Genomic DNA, 14,732 nt, shown 5'->3' with positions numbered 1-14,732 from the left:
CCCCCATTTCCCGTTTTCCCCAGCTTCCCACTGCGCATTGCACGCGTTGCAACGCCGCACGGTGCGGCCCAGAATCCACCTCATGTCCCGCAAACCCAAAAAAGGCTATTTCGTCCGTGGCCAGTTCGTTGCCGAGGGCAGCGAACTCGACCTCGAGCTCAAGCGCGAGCTCAAGGGCTCCGACGAAGCCAGCCGCACCGATCTCAAGCGCGAAAGCGACGAACTGCAGAAGCTCGGCACCGAGCTGCTCACGCTGCGCGCCGGCCTGTTCGATGCGCTCCAGCTCGACGAGAAACTGGTCGACGCCATCGCCGAGGCCAGGCGCATCACCAATTTCGAGGGCAAGCGCCGCCAGATGCAGTTCATCGGCAAGCTCATGCGCAAGCTCGAGCCCGAAGTGCTCGAGGCCGTGAAGCTCGCCCTGACCGAGCAGAACAGCGTGCCGGCCGCCGAAACCGCCGCCCTGCACGAGGCCGAACGCTGGCGCGACTGGCTGATTGCCGACGACGACGCCCTGGGCGGCTGGATCGAAACCCACCCCGCCACCGACTCGCAACAGCTGCGCGCACTGGTGCGCCAGGCCCGCAAGGACATGAAGTCCGGCCCGGCCGGCGAGGCGCCGCGCCAGGGCAAGGCCTATCGCGAAATCTTTCAGCTCGTGCGCGCGCAACTGGCCGTGCACGGAGGCGCGGACCATGCGGCGGCTGCCGCCGCGCAAGACCGGGAAGACGACGCATGAGCCCCTTGTCTTTCTCCCTCCCCTCCCGGGGGAGGGCCGGGGTGGGGGCAAGCGGCGTATCCATCGAGCGCTCTGCCTGCCCCCATCCCAACCTTCCCCCGGAAGGGGAAGGAGCAACACCATGAGCGCACCTGACTCTGTTCGCATCGGCATCGTCTCGGTCAGCGACCGCGCCTCCAGCGGCACCTACGAAGACAAGGGCCTGCCTTCGCTGAAGGAGTGGCTCGGCCGGGCGCTGAAGAACCCCATCGAATTCGAGCCCCGGCTGATCCCGGACGAGGCGGCGCAAATCAGCGCCACGCTGATCGAACTGGTCGACGCCGGCTGCTCGCTGGTGCTGACCACCGGCGGCACCGGCCCTGCCCTGCGCGACGTGACACCCGAGGCCACGCTGGCCGTGGCCCACAAGGAAATGCCCGGCTTCGGCGAACAGATGCGCCAGATCAGCCTGCGCTTCGTGCCGACCGCGATCCTGTCGCGGCAGGTGGCGGTGATCCGCGGCAAGAGCCTGATCATCAACCTGCCGGGGCAGCCAAAGTCGATCGCGGAGACGCTCGAAGGACTCAAGGACACCGAAGGCGTGCAGGTCGTACCCGGCATCTTTGCAGCAGTGCCCTACTGCATCGACCTGATCGGCGGGCCGTACCTCGAGACGGACGATTCGGTCTGCAAGGCGTTCAGGCCGAAGTCGGCCGTTCGCCCGGCGCGCTGAGCGCCTTGCCCGCTGGTTACTTGACCAGCGTCAGCAACGGCGCGCCGCCAGCACGGGCATCGCGGTGAACGCGCCGAATGCGAGGCCGAGGGAAATGCAGGTCTTCCGGAATCGGGTCATGGTGTCTTTCCGGCCCGCGCGCGCTGCGCGAGCCACTCCTCGAAGCGGGTCGCCCCGAGCCGCGGCGTGGTGCCGGGTGTCAGCGAGCGGTCATCGAGTTGCACGCCGAAATAGCTCGCCTGGGCATCGGTGACAACCGGACGCTCATCGCCGGTCGCCGCGAACAGGCGGCGCACCAGCACATCCAGCGGCAGAGCCTCCGGCCCCGCGATCTCGATCCGGCCCCGCGCGGGCGGCTCGCCCACCACCACTGCGAGCGCGGCCGCGACGTCGTCCGCTGCCATCGGCTGGATCAGCGCGTTCGAGAGCCGGACCTCGCCATCGCGCATGCTCCCGTCGGCAATGCCGGCCACGAATTCGAAGAACTGCGTGGCCTGCACGATGGTCCAGGGCACCGGGGAGGCCTCAATCAGTTCTTCCTGCCGTTGCTTGGCGCGGAAATAGCCGCTGGCCAGCAGGCGATCGGTGCCGACCACCGACAGCGCGACGAAATGCGCGACGCCAGCCTGCGCGGCCGCCGCCAGCAGGTTGCGCCCTGCCGTGTCGAAGAAATGGAGCGCCGCTGCGTCTTCGAATGAAGGCGAATTCGCCACGTCGACGACGACCTGGGCGCCGGCCAGCGCGTCTTCAAGGCCTTCGCCGGTGAGCGTATTGACGCCCGTGGAAGGCGAGGCCGCGACAACCTCCTGGCCGGCCTGGCGCAGCCGGGCGGCGAGCCTGGAGCCGATGAGGCCTGAGCCTCCGATGATGACGATCTTCATGGTCGATTCCTCGTAAAGGGAGTCAAAGGAACGCCCCCCGTGGGCGTCCATGCGAGGAAGACGTCCAGCGGGGGGCGTTTGTGACGCCGGGATCGAAATTTCCCGGAATCGGCAGCACTGCCGAGCGAGGCAGCCGTCATTGCCGGCCCGAAACCATGGCGCCCGGCCGCCTGCCGACGCTCATGTGCCGTGGTGGATCGTCACGCCCTGCGAAGGATCCAGTCGCGCGCCGTGATGCCGTTCACGGGCGTCTTCCAACGCATCGTCCTCCTCCCGCCGGTGCGCGCTGCGGTAGAGCAGCGGAAGCACCAGCAGCGTCAGCGCGGTCGACGACAGGATGCCGCCGATCACCACCGTGGCCAGCGGCCGCTGCACCTCGGCGCCGGTGCCCGTGGCGATGGCCATCGGCACGAAACCCAGTGAAGCGACCAGCGCCGTCATCAGCACCGGCCGCAGCCGCGTGAGCGCGCCTTCGCGGATCGCGGCGTCCAGCGGCAGCCCGCCCTCGCGCAGGTTGCGGATGAACGAGATCATCACCAGCCCGTTGAGCACCGCCACGCCCGACAGCGCGATGAAGCCTACCGCCGCCGAGATCGACAGCGGAATGCCGCGCAACCACAGCGCCACGATGCCGCCCGTGAGCGCGAACGGAATGCCGGTGAACACCAGCAGGCCGTCCTTCAGGTTGCCGAACATCGCGAACAGCAGCGTGAACACCAGCAGCAGCGACACCGGCACCACCACCTGCAGCCGTTCGGTGGCCGAGGCGAGGTTCTCGTACTGGCCGCCCCATGCGGTCCAGTAGCCGGCCGGGATGGCCACCTTGCGCATCGCCTCCTCGGCCTCTGCCACGAAGGAACCCAGGTCGCGGCCACGCACGTTGGCGCTCACCACGATGCGGCGCTTGCCGTCCTCGCGGCTCACCTGGTTGGGGCCGGGCGCGATGTCGAGCGTGGCCACCTCGCCCAGCGGGATGAAGCTGGTGCGCGTGCCTTCGGCGCCCGCGCCCCTGGGCAATGCAACGGGCAGGCGCTTGATGGCCTCGAGGTCGGTGCGCAGGTTCTCGGGCAGGCGCACGATGATGTCGAAGCGCCGGTCGCCGTCGAACAGCGTGCCGGCCTCGCGCCCGCCGACCGCGGCCGAGATCGCGTCCTGCACGTCGCCCACGTTGAGGCCGTAGCGCGCGGTCTTGTTGCGGTCGATGTTCACCGTGAGCATCGGCAGGCCGGTGGTCTGCTCCACCTTCACCTCGGCCGCGCCGGCGATCTTGCCCAGTACGCCCGACACCTCGGCCGCCGTCTTGTTCAGCACGTCCATGTCGTCGCCGAAGATCTTCACGGCCACGTCGCTGCGCACGCCGGAGATCAGTTCGTTGAAGCGCAGCTGGATCGGCTGCGAGAACTCGTAGTTGTTGCCCGGCAGCTTCTCCACCTCTTCCTGCACGGCGGCCAGCAGTTCTTCGCGCGTGCGCTTCGGCTTGGGCCACTCGCTCTCGGGCTTGAGCATGATATAGCCGTCGGAGATGTTCGGCGGCATCGGGTCCGATGCAATCTCGGCCGTGCCCGTGCGCGCGAACACGCGCTCGATTTCCGGAAACTTCGCCTTCAGCGTACGTTCGAGCTGCTTCTGCATCTCGACCGACTGCGTAAGGCTGGTGCCCGGGATGCGCAGCGCCTGGATCGCGAAATCGCCCTCGCTCAGGCTCGGCACGAACTCGGTGCCCAGTCGCGTCGCCAGCAGGCCCGACAGCACCACCGCCACCGCGGCCAGCGTGATGACCAACGGCTTGGCCGACATGACGCGCGCGAGCAGCGGCTCGTAGCCGCGCTTGGCCCACACCATCAGGCGATTCTCTTTCTCGCTGACCTTGTTGCCGATGAACAGCGCCACGGCCGCGGGAATGAAGGTGATCGACAGGATCATCGCGCCCAGCAGCGCGATCACCACGGTGAAGGCCATCGGGTGGAACAGCTTGCCCTCGACCCCCGTGAGCGCAAAGATGGGCAGGTACACGATCATGATGATCAACTGGCCGAACAGCAGGGGCCGCCGCGCCCCCTGCGAGGCCGCGAACACTTCATGGAAGCGCTCGATGCGCGTCAGCGGACGACCCTTGTGCGCCTGCGCATGGGCCAGCCGCCGCACGCAGTTCTCCACGATCACCACCGCGCCGTCGATGATGATGCCGAAGTCCAGCGCGCCCAGGCTCATGAGGTTGGCACTGACCTTCTGGTTCACCATGCCGGTGAAGGTGAAGAGCATCGACAGCGGAATCACGAGTGCCGTGATCAGCGCCGCGCGGATGTTGCCGAGGAACAGGAACAGGATCGCGATGACCAGCACCGCGCCCTCGAACAGGTTCTTCTTCACCGTGGCGATGGCCTTGTCGACCAGCACGGTGCGGTCGTACACCGTCACCGCCTTCACGCCGGCGGGCAGCGTGCGGTTGATCTGCTGCATCTTCTTGTCGACGGCCTGCGACACGGTGCGGCTGTTCTCGCCGATCAGCATGAACACGGTGCCCAGCACCACTTCGCGGCCGTTGTCGGTGGCGGCACCCGTGCGCAGCTCCTTGCCGATGCCGACCTCGGCCACGTCCTGCACGCGCAGCGGATTGCCGTTGGCGTTGCCGAGGATGACGTTGCCGATGTCTTCCACCGACTTCACCTGGCCCGGCGCACGGATCAGGTACTGCTCGCCGCGCTTCTCGATGTAGCCCGCGCCCACGTTGGCGTTGTTGCGTTCCAGCGCGGTGACCAGCTCGGTCATCGTGAGGCCGTGGGCCAGCAGCTTGGCGGGGTCGGGCGCGATCTGGAACTCCTTGGCGTAGCCGCCGATGGAGTTGATCTCGGTCACGCCAGCCACGTTGCGCAGCTGCGGCTTGATGATCCAGTCCTGGATCTCGCGCAGGTCGGTGGGCGAGTACGGCTTGCCGTCGGCTTTCTTCGCACCCTCTTCCGCCTCGACGGTCCAGAGGTAGATCTCGCCGAGGCCGGTCGAGATCGGCCCGATCACCGGCGAGATGCCGCTCGGCATGCTTTCCCGCGCCGACTGGATGCGCTCGTTGACGAGCTGCCGCGCGAAGTAGATGTCGATGCCGTCCTTGAAGATCACCGTCACCTGCGACAGGCCGTAGCGCGACAGCGAACGGGTTTGCTGCAGGCCTGGCAGGCCGGCCATGACCGTCTCGATGGGGTAGGTCACGCGCTGCTCGGTCTCCAGCGGCGAATAGCCGGGCGCGGCAGTGTTGATCTGCACCTGCACGTTGGTGATGTCGGGCACCGCGTCGATGGGCAGCTTCTGGTAGCTGAAGATGCCGAGTGCGGCCATGCCGAGCACGGCAAGCAGGATCAGCCAGCGCTGCTCGATGGAGAAGCGAATGATGCGTTCGAACATGCGGGCGTCCTCAGTGGGTGTGCGTGGCAGAGCTCTTGCCCTGCTGCGACTTCACGACGAAGCTGCCGCTGGCGGCATAGGCCGCGCCGGGCTTCAGTCCGCTCACGATCTCGATGCGCTTGCCGTCGCTGCGGCCGGTCTGCACGTGCTGCGGCACGAAGCCGCCGGGCACCTTGAGGAACACGGTCGGCTTGTCCTCCACCGTCTGCACCGCTTCGGCCGAGACGGTCACGGACGCATCCGTCTCCGAGGCCACGAGCTCGACATTCACGAACAGGCCCGGTCGCCAGATGCGCTGCGGGTTGGTGAGCGTGACGCGCGCGGTGGCGGTGCGCGTCTGCGCGCCGATCAGCGAGCCCACGTACGACACCGTGCCGCTGGCCGTCTGGTCGAACGAAGTCGAGCGGATGGTCACCGGCTCGCCGATGCGCACCAGGTTCAGGTTGTTGGCGGCCACGCTGATCTCGGCCCACACGTTCGACAGATCGGAGATGGTGAAGACGTTGACGGCCTCTCCCACCGACTCGCCGAGCGAGATGTGCTTCTCGACCACCATGCCGTCGAAGGGCGCGCGCAGCTCGTAACGGCCCAGCGCCGACGAGCCGGGCGTGGCGCCGAGCGCCAGCAGCTTCTGGTTGGCGTTGGCCACTGCGATCTGCGCCTCCTGCATCGCCTGCTGGGCCTGCAGGTAGTCTTGTTGCGGAGAAATCTTTTCTTCCCACAGCTTCTTCTCGCGCTCGTAGGTGGTGCGGGCCAACTCCAGCCGGCGCTGCGCCGACTGCAGCGCGCTTCGTTGCTCCGAGAGCCCCGGGCTCGACAGCACCGCGAGCACTTGGCCGCGCTTCACTTCCTGCCCCAGGTTGGCCGGCACGCTGTCGACCACGCCCGCCACGCGCGGCACCACATGGGCCGTGCGGTCCTCGTTGAACTTGATCTCGCCGGGCAGCTGCAGCGACGTCTTGATGCGCGCGGGGCCGGCGCTCTCGATGCTCACGTCGGCCGCCTTGATCTGCTCGTCCGTGAAGGCGATCTTCTCTTCGTCTTCCTTGTGGCCGGCGGGCTCGTGGCTGGCTTCCCGCTTGTCCTCTTCGTGGTGCTCCTTGTCGGCATGGCCTGAGGCTTCGCCATGGCTGTGGTCGTGGTCCTTGGCCTGCGCCCCGGCTTCCTTGTGGCCTTCTTGACCTTCTTCTTCGTGGTGCTCGCCGTCGCCGTGCCCCGCGGCCTCCGAATGGCCCGCTGCTTCGGGTTTGACGGGTGCGGTGCGCAGGATCATCGCGCCCGCGCCAAGGCCCAGCACCACGACGACCGCGATGGCGATCCACTGCTTCCTGCCGGTGCTTTTTTCAGCGAAAGGTTTGCGTTCTTCTGTGTTCATGATCTTTGGAATTCCTTGCTTGTCAGCGCGCAATGGGCGCCGTCGCGGGAGAGATGTCGTTGCCTTCGCTGCCGAGCAACCGGTCGAGCTCGCCGGCCGCGCGGTGCGCGTCCGCCAGTGCGAGCAGGTACTGCGCGCGCACCTGGAACAGCGTGCGCTGCGCATCGAGTGCTTCAAGAAAGCTGAACTTGCCGAGCTCGAAGCCCTTCGTCGCGGCCTTGTAGGCGGCTTCGGCGCCAGGCAGCGCATCGCGCTGCAGCGTCTGCGCGGTGGCGCGTGCGGAGCGCAGCCGCTCCGAAGCCTGCGTGACGTCGGTGCCCAATTGCAGCTCGGCAGCGGCAAGGTCGTCGCGCGCCTTCTCTTCGCGGCTCAGGGCCTCGGCGACGTTGCCGCGGTTGGTGTCGAAGATCGGCAGCGGAACCGACAGCCCCACGACCACCTGGTTGCGGCGGCCGCCCCCGGTCTCGCCATCGGAGGACGGCACGCGCTTGGCGCCGAGCGACACGGTCACGTCGGGAATGCGCTTCGCCTGCTCCAGCTCGGACAGCGCCTCGCGCCGCTCGACTTCGAGCCGCGCCTGCCGCACCACGGGCGCGGCACCGAGGCGGCTTTGCACTTCCTGCGCCGGCACCATTGCCGGCAGCTGATCGAGCGCGCCATCCACCTGCGTGAAGCGCGGGCTCGGATTGCCCCACAGCGCGGCCAGCTGCCGGCGCGCCGAGCGCAGCGCGCCCTCCGCCTGCAGCAGCTCGACGCGGATGCCGGCCTCGGCAACGCGCGCCCTGGTTTCTTCCAGCGGCGAGACCTTGCCGGCTGCCACGCGGTTGGCCGCCGCGCGAGTGGCCGTCTGCGCGAGTCCGGCGGAATCCTGCGCGAGCCGCAAGCGCTCCTGCGAGGTCAGCACGTCGAAGAAGGCGGTGACCGTCGCCGCGCGGATCTCGGCGCGGCGGCCGGCCAGCGCAGAGGCGGCCTGGTCGCGCGCGCGCTCGGCCGCCGTCACGCGGGCGGCGCGCTTGCCCCCCAGTTCGAGCGGTTGGCTCAGCTGCAGCGTGGTGGTGCGGTTGTCGCGGCGCAGGTCTTCCACCTGCGCATCCAGCGTGGGGTTGGGCCAGGCGCCGGCCTGGACGATGGCGGCCTCGGTGGCGTCCTGCTCGCGGGATGCCGCGGACAGGCCGGGGTTGGCCTGCAACGCCATCGCGACGGCGTTGCCCAACGTCAGCGGGCCTGCGGGCTCCAGTATGCGGGCCGCTACGCCGGGTTGCTGTGAATACGGGGAGCCGGCAGCGGCAGGTGCGACCTGCGAAAAAGCCGGGGGCGCCGCCATGGCCAATGCGGCCAGCGGCACGAAGAGCGTGCGCATCGAATTCTCCTGGGTTGCGAAACAACGGACGGACGAATTCGGCGAGAGCTCAGCTGATGGTGGGGATCAGAAAAGGGGTGTGTTCTCTCGCCGAATCAGAGGGCGAGAGACCAGTCGGGACGGACCGGAACGTCGGAGATGTGCGAGGCGAAGCGCTGGGCGGGCATCGCGCGCAGGGCCTGGGCTGCGCGGGCCGCAGTCATCACCGGCTCCGCCGAAGCTTCCGCATGCTGCACGCTGCCGGAATGGCAGACCGCGCAGTCGCCGACCACGGCATTCGGCTGGGTGCTGGAGTTTTTCTGCGCACCCTCGCCGCTGTGACTGCGGTCGGTGCCGCGGGTTTCGCTTTCGTGATGGCCCCAGTGCTCGGGCTGCGTGTCGCGCTCATGCTGGCAGTACGCCGATGCCGACGCCCAGCTGAACTGGAACGGCAACAGGACGAGCAGGAAGATGAGAAGCCAGCGGCGCATGGGAGCAAAAAGTATATCGGCGGCGCGCGGCAGGCTCCGGCAAAGGCCTTGCGGCCTGCGGGCCCGGCGCCATGTATGACGCCGGATGAAGGTTTTGTCTGTCAATAGGATTACCAAATCGTAATCCTCGTATCGAAAGTGCTTCGATACCATGCGTGAATGCGAATCCTTGTCATAGAAGACGAACCCAAGCTGGGCGAGTACCTGAAAAAGGGACTCGAGGAGAACGGCTATGTCGTGGATATCGCTCGCGACGGCATCGAGGGGAGGTACCTCGCCACCGAGGGCGACTACGCCCTTGTCCTGCTCGACGTGATGCTGCCCGGCATCGACGGCTTCGCCGTGCTGCAGGCCATCCGCCGCACGAAGAACGTGCCCGTGCTGGTGCTGACGGCGCGCGACAAGGTCGAGGACCGCGTGCAGGGGCTGCAGCAGGGCGCGGACGACTATCTCGTCAAGCCCTTCTCCTTCTCCGAACTGCTGGCGCGCGTGCAGGCGCTGCTGCGCCGCGGCAAGCCGCAGGAATCGACCGTGCTGCGGCTGGCCGACCTGGAGGTCGATCTCGTCAGCCGCAAGTGCGTGCGCAACCGCACGCGGCTCGACCTCACGGCCAAGGAGTTCACGCTGCTGCTGGTGCTGCTGCGCCGGCGCGGCCAGATCCTGTCGCGCACCGCGCTCGCCGAGCAGGTGTGGGACATGAACTTCGACAGCGACACCAACGTGGTGGAAGTGGCCATCCGGCGCCTGCGCAGCAAGCTCGACGATCCGTTCGAAGCGAAGCTGCTGCACACGGTGCGCGGCATGGGCTACGTGCTGGAAGACCGGTCCTGGGCTTGAGTCCCCGGCCGCAATCGCTGCAGAGCCGGTTGTCGCTCTGGCTCGCCGCGCAGACGCTGCTGGGGCTGAGCGCGATCTGCTTCGCCATCTACCTCGTCACGGCCTGGAACTTCGGGCAGAAGCAGGAAGAAGAACTCGAACGCAAGGCCGTGCTGGTGCAGCACCTGCTGCAGGAAGCCGACAAGGGCGGCGACCTCGGCTTCCTGCAACACAAGCTCGACGACTTCTTCTCGATGCATGACGACGTGACGCTGTCGATCTCGCATGAGGGCAAGCCGCTCTATCAGTCCAGGCCCCTGGCCGGCGGACGCTGGATGCTGCGCGACGTCGAAGTGCCCTGGACGCAAGGCAGCGCCACCACGCGGCTGTCGGCGCGCATCGGCGTGAACACGGCGCAGGAAGCGCAACTGCTGCGGCGCCTGGCGTGGACGCTGCTGGGCGCCGTGGTGCTGGGCACGGCACTGGTCTCGCTCACCGGCATGTGGCTGGTGCGCCGCGGCCTGCGCCCGCTCGTGGCGCTGACCCGGCGCACCGCCGCGATGGCGCCCGACAAGGCCAACCGGCCCATCGACGCAGCAGATTTCGCGGAAGAACTGCGCCCCTGGATCACCCAGTTCAACGCGCTGCTGCTGCGGGTGCAGCGCGCCTACGTGCAGCTCGAATCCTTCAATGCCGACGTGGCGCACGAGCTGCGCACCCCGCTCGCCAATCTGATCTGCTCCACCGAACTCGCTCTCACGCGCCCGCGCAGCAACGAAGAGCTGCAGGCCGTGCTCGCGTCCAACCTCGAAGAGATCGGCCGGCTCTCGGGCATCGTCACCGACATGCTGTTTCTCTCGCAGGCCGAACGCGGCACGCCGATGCGCACGCGGGCGGCGGCCAGCCTGGCGGCGCAGGCGGGCGACGTGATCGACTTCTACGACGCCATGCTCGAAGAAGCCGGCCTGCGCGCCGAGGTGAAGGGCGACACCATGGCCGACGTGGACGCCGCACTGGTCCGGCGCGCCCTCTTCAACCTGCTGGGCAACGCGATCCGTTTTGCGGCGCCGGCCTCGTCGATCCGCATCGAGATCGGGGGCGAGAATAACGACAGCGAATTCACCTTGGCGGTGGTCAATCGGGGCGAGCCGATCGACCCCGCCGCGTTGCCTCGCCTGTTCGAGCGCTTCTATCGCGCAGCACCGGCGCGCGACGGCTCGCCCCGGCACCACGGCCTGGGCCTGTCCATCGTGGAAGCCATCGCGCGCATGCACGGCGGGCGCGTGTTCGCGGCGAGCCAGGGCGGCGAGACGCGCATCGGCTTCACGGTGCGCCGCGACGGCTGAGCCGCCATCAGGGCTTGGCGTGCGCGCCGTCCGACGCGACCGCCGCCTTGCGGCCGATGAACAGGTTGATCAGCGGCCCCGTCATTGCGGTAGTCACGAGCGCCATCACCAGCAGCATCGTGAACAGTTCCGGCCCAATGAGCCCCGCGTCGAGGCCGATCTTCATCACGATGAGTTCCATCAGCCCGCGCGCATTCATCAGCGAGCCCGTGGCCAGGCTGTCGCGCCAGCCGTAGCCCGCCATGCGCGCGCCGGCCGCGCCGCCGGCGATCTTGCCGACGGTGGCAACGCCCACGATCAGCAGCATCGCGCCAAGGCTCGCGCCCGAGAAGGCATTGGCCGTGGTGCCCAGCCCCGCCAGCGCGAAGAACAGCGGCATCAGCACGACGATGGAGATCGGCTCGATGCGCTCAGTGAGCGACTTCAGCAACCGATCGTCGCGCGGCAGGCAGGCGCCGAACAGGAAGGCGCCGAACACCGCATGCAGGTGCAGCCACTCGGTGACCAGCGCCGTCGTCAGCAGGCCCAGCATCAGCGCCGCCATCACTGTGGTCGAGGGCTCGCCTTCAGGCGCCTTGGCGCGCAGCAGCTGTGCGAAGGCCGGTTTGAGCCCGAAGAACAACGCCAGCAGCACCACCGCCATGCCCAGCGTGGTCTTGAGCAGGCCCCGGTAGCCCTCGCCCGCGCCAACCAGCGCGACCACGACGGCCAGCAGGATCCACGCGAACACGTCGACCACGGCCGCGGCGCCCAGCGAGAGCTGGCCAAAGGGCGTGCGCGTCATGCCGCGGTCTTTCAGGATGCGCGCCATCACGGGAAAGGCGGTGATCGACAGCGCCGCCGCAATGAACAGCGCGAAAGGCCAGAACCCGACCCCGGCCGGCGCGAGCGCCGGATGCAGCGCCGGCGCGATCGCGAGGCCCAGCGCCATCGGCACGACCACGCTCAGCACACCCACATAGCCCGCCGAGCGCAGCTGCTCACGCACGCCCTGCGACGCCCGCAGCTCCAGGCCGACCACGAACATGAACAGCACCAGCCCCAGCGTCGAGAGCGAGGAAAGCCCCTGCAGCGACTCCTTGGAGAACAGCTGCGCATGCAGCGAGGGAAACAGCGCCCCCATGACGACCGGCCCGAGCATCAGGCCTGCCGCCATCTCGCCAACGACGCCCGGCTGTCCCACGTGGCGAAGAATCCATCCGCACAGGCGCGCGGTGGTCAGGATGACGATGAGTTGCAGCAGGAGCGAAGTGGCGGACATCGAGGGGCTGGAATCCGGGAGGCGATGCGGCAGATGTTAGTTCGAAGCCGCTTTGCCGAGTTCGGGCGCGCCGGCCGAAGCCGTTGGCTGCTACTTTTGCGCGCGCATCAAACGCAGCCCGTTCGCCACCACCAGCAGGCTCGCGCCCATGTCGGCAAACACCGCCATCCACATGGTCGCGCTGCCGAACACCGCGAGCACGAAGAACACGGCCTTGATGCCCAGCGCCAGCGTGATGTTCTGCCACAGCACCGAATGCGCGCGGCGCGACAGGCGGATGGTCTCGGGGATGCGACGCAGGTCGTCGTTCATGATGACCACGTCGGCCGCCTCCATCGCGGTGTCGGTGCCGGCCCCGCCCATCGCGAAACCGATGTCGGCCTGCGCGAGCGCGGGGGCGTCGTTGATGCCGTCGCCGGTCATCGCGGCGGCGCCGTAGCGTTGCTGCATGGCCTTGATGGCCTCGAGCTTTTCCTCGGGCAGCAGGTTGCCGCGCACGTCGTCGATGCCGGCGTGCGCGGCGATGGTCTTCGCGGTGGCTGCGTTGTCGCCGGTGAGCATCACGGGCACGACACCGAGCGCACGCAGTTCCGCCACCGCGGCCTGCGACGATTCCTTGATGGTGTCGGCCACGGCGAACAGCGCGAGCACGGCCTTGGCCGAGGCCAGCAGCGTGACGGTGCGGCCCGCCTCTTCATGGCGCTTCAGCTCGGCTTCGAGCGACGGCGTGCACAGGCCCCGCTCCTCGATCAGGCGGTGGTTGCCAAGCACGTAGGCCTGCCCCGCGTGCGTGGCCTGCACACCGCGGCCCGGCAGCGCGGTGAAGTCGCCGACTTCGTCCTGCGGCCCCTTCAAGCCTTCGGCGATGGCCTTCGACACCGGGTGGTCCGAACGGCCCGCGATGCTGGCGGCAATGGCGAACACCGTGGCCTCGTTGCCCGAGGTGTCGACCAGCACCGAGTCGACCAGCTTCGGCTTGCCTTCGGTGACGGTGCCGGTCTTGTCGAGCGCAACCGCCTTGAGCTTGCGCGCCTCTTCGAGGTACGTGCCGCCCTTGATGAGAATGCCGCGCCGCGCGGCCGCGGCCAGCGCGCTCACCACGGTGACGGGCGTCGAGATCACCAGCGCGCACGGGCAGGCGATGACCAGCAGCACCAGCGCCTTGTAGATGGCCTGCATCCACGTCCAGTCCATGAACAGCGGCGTGAGCACCGCGACAGCCAGCGCCAGCACGAAGACGGTGGGCGTGTAGATGGCGGCGAACCTGTCGACGAAGCGCTGCGTCGGCGCGCGCGAACCCTGCGCCTCCTCGACCGCGTGGATGATGCGCGCCAAGGTGGTGTTGGCCGCCACCGCCGTCACGCGAAACTCCAGCCCGGCGGTCTGGTTGATGGTGCCCGCGAACACCTGATCGCCGACGGTCTTGTCGACCGGAATGCTCTCGCCGGTGACCGGCGCCTGGTCGATGGCGCTCGTGCCCTCGGTCACGACACCGTCCAGCGGCACGCGCTCGCCGGGGCGGATGCGCGCGATGGCATCCAGCGCCACCTCGCTGGCCATCACGGTGCGCCAGCTGCCGTCGGCCTGCTTCACCTCGGCCTGCTCGGGCGCGAGCGCCAGCAGGCTCTGGATGGCGTTGCGCGCGCGGTCCACGGCGCGCGCTTCGATCAATTCGGCAATCGCATAGAGCGCCATCACCATCGCGGCTTCGGGCCACTGGCCGATGATGAAAGCGCCGGTGACGGCCACAGCCATCAGCGCGTTGATGTTCAGGCGCCCGCGCACCAATGCGGCAAAGCCCTTCTTGTAGGTGTCGAGACCGGCGAGGCCGATCGCGCCCAGTGCCAGCACCATCTCGGCCGCCATGAAGCCCTTGCTCTCGAACCCCATGAAGGAGATCGATTCGGCCGCGATGGCCAGCAGCAGTGCAGCCACCAGGCGTGCAAGCCCGATGCTCATGCCGGCGATCTTCGCGGGCGCGGCTGCAGCGGCACCCTCTACGTTCAGCGGCTCGGGCTTGAAGCCGGCCTTGCGGATAGCGGCGAGCGCCTCGGGCAGCACGCCGTCGTCGGTGGTGATGGCCAGGGTGCGTTCGCCGAGCCGGAAGCGCAGACCCTTGACCCCCGCGACCGGCTCGAGCGCGCGGCGGATCTCGGATTCCTCGACGGCGCAATCCATCGTGGGAATGCGAAAGAGCAAGGCGCCCTTGGGAATGTCGGCCGGGTCGATGGCAGGCGACGAGCCGCAGACCGGATTGCCGCAGCAGGACGTTGCGACAGGGGAATGCGCATGCCCGGGCGCGTGGTCGTGACCATGATCGTGGTCGTGCGGATGAAGGGCCGGCGTCACCGGCTTCAGGGCGTTCTGGTTCGTCAT

11 protein-coding genes are annotated in these 14,732 nt (G+C 68.3%); 4 read left to right on the top strand and 7 right to left on the bottom strand.

Annotation, left to right across the window (positions count from 1 at the left end; all coding sequences use genetic code 11):
* Positions 1–82: 82 nt before the first annotated feature.
* A complete protein-coding gene (gene yjgA / locus ASC92_RS04865; RefSeq protein WP_056510995.1) occupies positions 83–739 on the top strand; it encodes a ribosome biogenesis factor YjgA in 657 nt (218 codons plus the stop codon).
* A 121-nt stretch (positions 740–860) separates the two neighbouring features.
* Positions 861–1,451, top strand: a complete 591-nt coding sequence (gene mog, locus ASC92_RS04860; protein WP_056510991.1) for a molybdopterin adenylyltransferase — start codon at positions 861–863, stop codon at positions 1,449–1,451.
* 116 nt (positions 1,452–1,567) lie between these two features.
* Here mog and ASC92_RS04855 read toward each other — a convergent pair whose 3' ends face one another.
* The 5 genes from ASC92_RS04855 to czcI all read right to left on the bottom strand — a co-directional run bounded on the left by ASC92_RS04855 (position 1,568) and on the right by czcI (position 8,933).
* On the bottom strand, positions 1,568–2,332 hold the full coding sequence (locus ASC92_RS04855; protein ID WP_056510987.1) for an SDR family oxidoreductase: 765 nt from the start codon (positions 2,330–2,332) through the stop codon (positions 1,568–1,570).
* Between the two features lie 180 nt (positions 2,333–2,512).
* Positions 2,513–5,728, bottom strand: coding sequence for a CusA/CzcA family heavy metal efflux RND transporter (locus ASC92_RS04850; protein WP_056510984.1), 3,216 nt, complete (start codon positions 5,726–5,728; stop codon positions 2,513–2,515).
* Between the two features lie 10 nt (positions 5,729–5,738).
* The gene (locus ASC92_RS04845; RefSeq protein ID WP_056510981.1) at positions 5,739–7,103 is read right to left on the bottom strand and encodes an efflux RND transporter periplasmic adaptor subunit; all 1,365 of its coding nucleotides are present in this window, start codon (positions 7,101–7,103) and stop codon (positions 5,739–5,741) included.
* Positions 7,104–7,125: 22 nt separating this feature from the next.
* On the bottom strand, positions 7,126–8,463 hold the full coding sequence (locus tag ASC92_RS04840) for a TolC family protein (RefSeq protein ID WP_056510978.1): 1,338 nt from the start codon (positions 8,461–8,463) through the stop codon (positions 7,126–7,128).
* Between the two features lie 95 nt (positions 8,464–8,558).
* A complete protein-coding gene (gene czcI / locus ASC92_RS04835) occupies positions 8,559–8,933 on the bottom strand; it encodes a cation efflux protein, CzcI family (protein ID WP_056510975.1) in 375 nt (124 codons plus the stop codon).
* A 159-nt stretch (positions 8,934–9,092) separates the two neighbouring features.
* Here czcI and ASC92_RS04830 point away from each other — a divergent pair, with 159 nt between their 5' ends.
* Together ASC92_RS04830 and ASC92_RS04825 are read left to right on the top strand one after the other, a co-directional pair.
* Positions 9,093–9,770 (top strand): heavy metal response regulator transcription factor, encoded by a 678-nt coding sequence (locus ASC92_RS04830; protein ID WP_056510970.1) that lies wholly within the window; start codon positions 9,093–9,095, stop codon positions 9,768–9,770.
* Positions 9,767–11,095, top strand: coding sequence for a heavy metal sensor histidine kinase (locus ASC92_RS04825; RefSeq protein ID WP_056510967.1), 1,329 nt, complete (start codon positions 9,767–9,769; stop codon positions 11,093–11,095). The genes ASC92_RS04830 and ASC92_RS04825 overlap by 4 nt, the downstream gene beginning before the upstream one ends.
* Positions 11,096–11,102: 7 nt before the next feature.
* Here ASC92_RS04825 and ASC92_RS04820 read toward each other — a convergent pair whose 3' ends face one another.
* Complete coding sequence (locus ASC92_RS04820; protein ID WP_056510965.1) at positions 11,103–12,356, bottom strand: cation:proton antiporter; 1,254 nt, start codon at positions 12,354–12,356, stop codon at positions 11,103–11,105.
* Positions 12,357–12,446: 90 nt separating this feature from the next.
* Positions 12,447–14,732 carry a heavy metal translocating P-type ATPase gene (locus tag ASC92_RS04815; RefSeq protein ID WP_056510960.1) on the bottom strand — a complete coding sequence of 762 codons (2,286 nt, stop codon included), beginning with the start codon at positions 14,730–14,732 and terminating at the stop codon, positions 12,447–12,449.

The organism is Variovorax sp. Root411, from assembly GCF_001425205.1.
GTDB lineage: Bacteria > Pseudomonadota > Gammaproteobacteria > Burkholderiales > Burkholderiaceae_C > Variovorax.
The sequence above is the reverse complement of the archived record's forward strand: the minus strand, read 5'-3'. Positions and strand labels throughout refer to the sequence as shown.

Excerpts from the sequence above, each read along its gene's own strand:
- ASC92_RS04840 (WP_056510978.1), bottom strand. The coding sequence starts at position 8,463 with ATGCGCACGCTCTTCGTGCCGCTGGCCGCATTGGCCATGGCGGCGCCC.
- ASC92_RS04855 (WP_056510987.1), bottom strand. The coding sequence starts at position 2,332 with ATGAAGATCGTCATCATCGGAGGCTCAGGCCTCATCGGCTCCAGGCTC.
- yjgA (WP_056510995.1), top strand. The coding sequence starts at position 83 with ATGTCCCGCAAACCCAAAAAAGGCTATTTCGTCCGTGGCCAGTTCGTT.
- ASC92_RS04820 (WP_056510965.1), bottom strand. The coding sequence starts at position 12,356 with ATGTCCGCCACTTCGCTCCTGCTGCAACTCATCGTCATCCTGACCACC.
- ASC92_RS04815 (WP_056510960.1), bottom strand. The coding sequence starts at position 14,732 with ATGACGAACCAGAACGCCCTGAAGCCGGTGACGCCGGCCCTTCATCCG.
- czcI (WP_056510975.1), bottom strand. The coding sequence starts at position 8,933 with ATGCGCCGCTGGCTTCTCATCTTCCTGCTCGTCCTGTTGCCGTTCCAG.
- ASC92_RS04850 (WP_056510984.1), bottom strand. The coding sequence starts at position 5,728 with ATGTTCGAACGCATCATTCGCTTCTCCATCGAGCAGCGCTGGCTGATC.
- ASC92_RS04830 (WP_056510970.1), top strand. The coding sequence starts at position 9,093 with ATGCGAATCCTTGTCATAGAAGACGAACCCAAGCTGGGCGAGTACCTG.
- mog (WP_056510991.1), top strand. The coding sequence starts at position 861 with ATGAGCGCACCTGACTCTGTTCGCATCGGCATCGTCTCGGTCAGCGAC.
- ASC92_RS04845 (WP_056510981.1), bottom strand. The coding sequence starts at position 7,103 with ATGAACACAGAAGAACGCAAACCTTTCGCTGAAAAAAGCACCGGCAGG.